The sequence below is a fragment of the Mesorhizobium sp. M7D.F.Ca.US.004.03.1.1 genome (assembly GCF_003998635.1).
GTDB classification, from domain to species: Bacteria; Pseudomonadota; Alphaproteobacteria; order Rhizobiales; family Rhizobiaceae; genus Mesorhizobium; species Mesorhizobium loti.
This window is the reverse complement of record NZ_RZQG01000764.1, coordinates 1-2,883: the sequence shown is the minus strand read 5'-3', so window position 1 is coordinate 2,883 and position 2,883 is coordinate 1. Positions and strand designations below refer to the sequence as shown.

At 64.0% G+C, this 2,883-nt stretch carries 3 protein-coding genes and 1 pseudogene; all 4 read right to left on the bottom strand.

Features of this window, described 5'->3' with window-relative positions:
* Positions 1-518, bottom strand: a pseudogene (locus tag EN935_RS29435) (EamA family transporter); the annotation flags it as partial.
* Positions 515-1,096 (bottom strand): TetR/AcrR family transcriptional regulator, encoded by a 582-nt coding sequence (locus EN935_RS29430; protein WP_127263568.1) that lies wholly within the window; start codon positions 1,094-1,096, stop codon positions 515-517. The pseudogene EN935_RS29435 and the gene EN935_RS29430, both read right to left, overlap by 4 nt.
* 134 nt (positions 1,097-1,230) lie before the next feature.
* On the bottom strand, positions 1,231-1,683 hold the full coding sequence (locus EN935_RS29425; RefSeq protein WP_127263566.1) for a hypothetical protein: 453 nt from the start codon (positions 1,681-1,683) through the stop codon (positions 1,231-1,233).
* Between the two features lie 209 nt (positions 1,684-1,892).
* Complete coding sequence (locus EN935_RS29420; RefSeq protein WP_127263564.1) at positions 1,893-2,747, bottom strand: 23S rRNA (adenine(2030)-N(6))-methyltransferase RlmJ; 855 nt, start codon at positions 2,745-2,747, stop codon at positions 1,893-1,895.
* Positions 2,748-2,883: the final 136 nt, after the last annotated feature.

Genomic DNA, 2,883 nt, shown 5'->3' with positions numbered 1-2,883 from the left:
GTGTAGGCGCCGGCATTGCCCGCCGTGCGAACACCGATCGCATCGACGGTCGCATAGGCGGCGATGATCGCTCCCGTTGCCAGCGCATAGAGTATCGACGTCGTCGCGGCCCTGCCTCTTCCGAGCGAGAGACCCATGATGCCGGCGGCGACCAGCGCGACGCCGACGGTCTGCGACATGGTGAGCTGCTGGTTGGCCAGGAAGAACCCGCCAAGCGTGACAAGCAGCGGCACGCCCCCGCGAACGATCGGATAGACCTGTCCCAGTTCGCCATATCTGTAGGCGGCCACCAGAAACACGCTGTAGCCGACCTGCAGGCAGGCCGAGAGAACGATATAGAACCAGGCCGGTGCGGCCGGAAGGGTGTGGAAGACGGCGAAGGGAATGGCGAGCGCCGTGCTGGAAAAGCTCATGACGGTGACGGTCCACAACCTGTCGGCCCCGGTCCGCAGGAAGGCGTTCCAGGTTGCGTGCAGGACCGCCGCAAACAGCGCCAGCCCGATGACCAACGGGCTCATTGCGGCCTGCGCGAAGCAGCGACGATGCCCAGGGCCGCCTTGCGGGCGTCGCGAATAGCGGTGTCAGCCTGCCCCATCTGCGCAACCAGGGTCGCGCCTTCGATCAGCATCAGCAGCACCGTCGCCACACTCTCGGCGCGGTCACGCGGCATCACCTCTTCGAGGATCGACTGCATGCGCCGCTTGAGGCCGTTCTTCTGCCTGGCGGCAGCCTTGAACACCGGATGCCGGGGATCACCGAACTCGGCCAGCGCATGCGCGAACAGGCAGCCATGGAAATCCGGGCTGCGGAACCAACGTTCATGCCAGTCGAGGATTTTTCCGATTTTTTGCTCTGGCGTGATGCCCTCCTGCGCGAGGCGGTCGAGCTGGCTCTCAAAACGCCTGGCACGATAGTCGAGCACCTCGACGATCAGCTCGTCTTTGCTGGGGAAGTGGCGATACATCGTCATCTTGGCCACCTCGGCCTCGGCGATGATCCGGTCGATTCCAGTGGCATGGAAGCCTGCGCGCTTGAACAGCGTGTAGGCCGTTTCGACGACGTGCTGACGCTTGTCGGAACCAGGCGATGATGTCATGACGCTTACCAAGTAGTGAGACAGGTCTGTCTCATAGCTATGCGGCAGATCGAGCCTTCTGTCAACGCGGTACAGAAAAGCGCCCGCAGCCGATCAAGCCGCGGGCGCGAAAAGAGATAGGAACGGAAAGCCGGTTAGCGCAGGACGCGGCAGCGGCCGTTGTACACCATCCAGCGGTCGAAGCCCGAGACGCAGAATTCGACATTGTCGCCGATCGAGGCAAAACCCTGGCCTTCCTCGATCAGGTACCAGATGGTGCGATCGCGGCCGTCGGAGAGACTGACGGTGGCGCCGCAGTAGCGGCGGCCGATCGGCCAGCTGTCGTTGGCCGGCAGGTAGCGGTGCTGGTGGATGCGCTGGAAATCGGTGATCTGCACGTTCGGCAGATGCGGCACGTGATGCACCTGGTAGGAGAAGCGGCTGGTGATCTTGTTCAGCACCCAGGCCTCGCCACAGACACCGCTGTCCTCATCGGAATAGACTGTAAGATCGGCCGCCTGCACTGCCTGGGTGACGCCGAGAGGCGCGGCAAGCGGAGTGCAGAGCGAAATCAGGGCGGCAAGTGCGGATTTGGCAAAGCGAGTCATGGCAGCCTCTCAAGGTCGATTGCGCGCACTGTGCGGATTCGCTTGGCGGCGGTCAAGCGGTTGCGGAAACAATGGTTTCCCAGTTGGGAACTGCGTTGGCCAAAGCCGGTCTTGCGCGAGCCCGGGTCGTTGAAGAGCACGCCTTCCTCACCCTTCCGGAACGCGGGCCTTTTCGCGCCTGGCGTCGCGAGATCCGAAGCCCTCCCCCGTCAAGCCTGCTCGCCTGCCAGCCATTCCAACGACCAGTGCGCCGGCCTCCCCACCGCAAGCAGTCTGTGCAAAGCCGGCAGCAATGCATGCAGCTCGCCCTCCAGCGTGAATGGCGGGTTGACCACCAGCAGGCCGCTGCCGTCGAGGCTGGGTTCCGAAGAGGCCGGCCTGATCTCGAATTCTATGTCGAGCAGCTTCGGGATGCCGGACTGTTTCAGCGCCTTGCGGAAGGCGATGATCGCCTTGCGGTCCTTGATCGGATACCACAGCGCATAGATGCCGCCGGGCCACCGCTTGTGCGCCCTCATGAGCCCGTCGACGAGGCGCTCGAACTCACCCGCCTCCTCGAATGGCGGATCGATGAGAACCAGGCCGCGCTTTTCCTTCGGCGGCAGATGCGCGCCGAGCGCCAGCCAGCCATCGAGTTCGATGATCCGGGCCTGGAAATCACCGGCAAAGAGCGTCCTCAGCTTCGCGACATCCTTGGGGTGCAGCTCGATCGCTGTCAGCCGGTCCTGCTTGCGCATGAGATGACGCGCGATCAGCGGCGAGCCCGGATATTTCTGGATACCACCCTCGGGATTGAGCGACCGCACCGTCTCCAGATAAGGCGCAAGCAGTGCCGCCACCGGTGCGGCAAACGGGGCATCGATCAGCCTGCCGATGCCGCCTTGCCACTCACCGGTCTTCTGCGCTTCGACCGACGACAGATCGTAGCGGCCGATGCCGGCATGGGTGTCGATGACCCGAAACGCCTTGTCCTTTTGCTTCAGATAGTCGAGCAGTCGCGTCAGCACGACGTGCTTGACGACGTCGGCGAAATTCCCGGCATGATAGGCGTGGCGGTAGTTCACGTGGAGCCCCTGCCCCAACGCGGCGGTGGCGGCTGCGCGTTCGGGTTTTTCGGCCGACCGCCGCCAGAGCGCAGGGTCAGCAAAAGCCCGACCAAGCCGATCGCCACCAGCGAGAAGCCGACCGGCCGTGCACGGC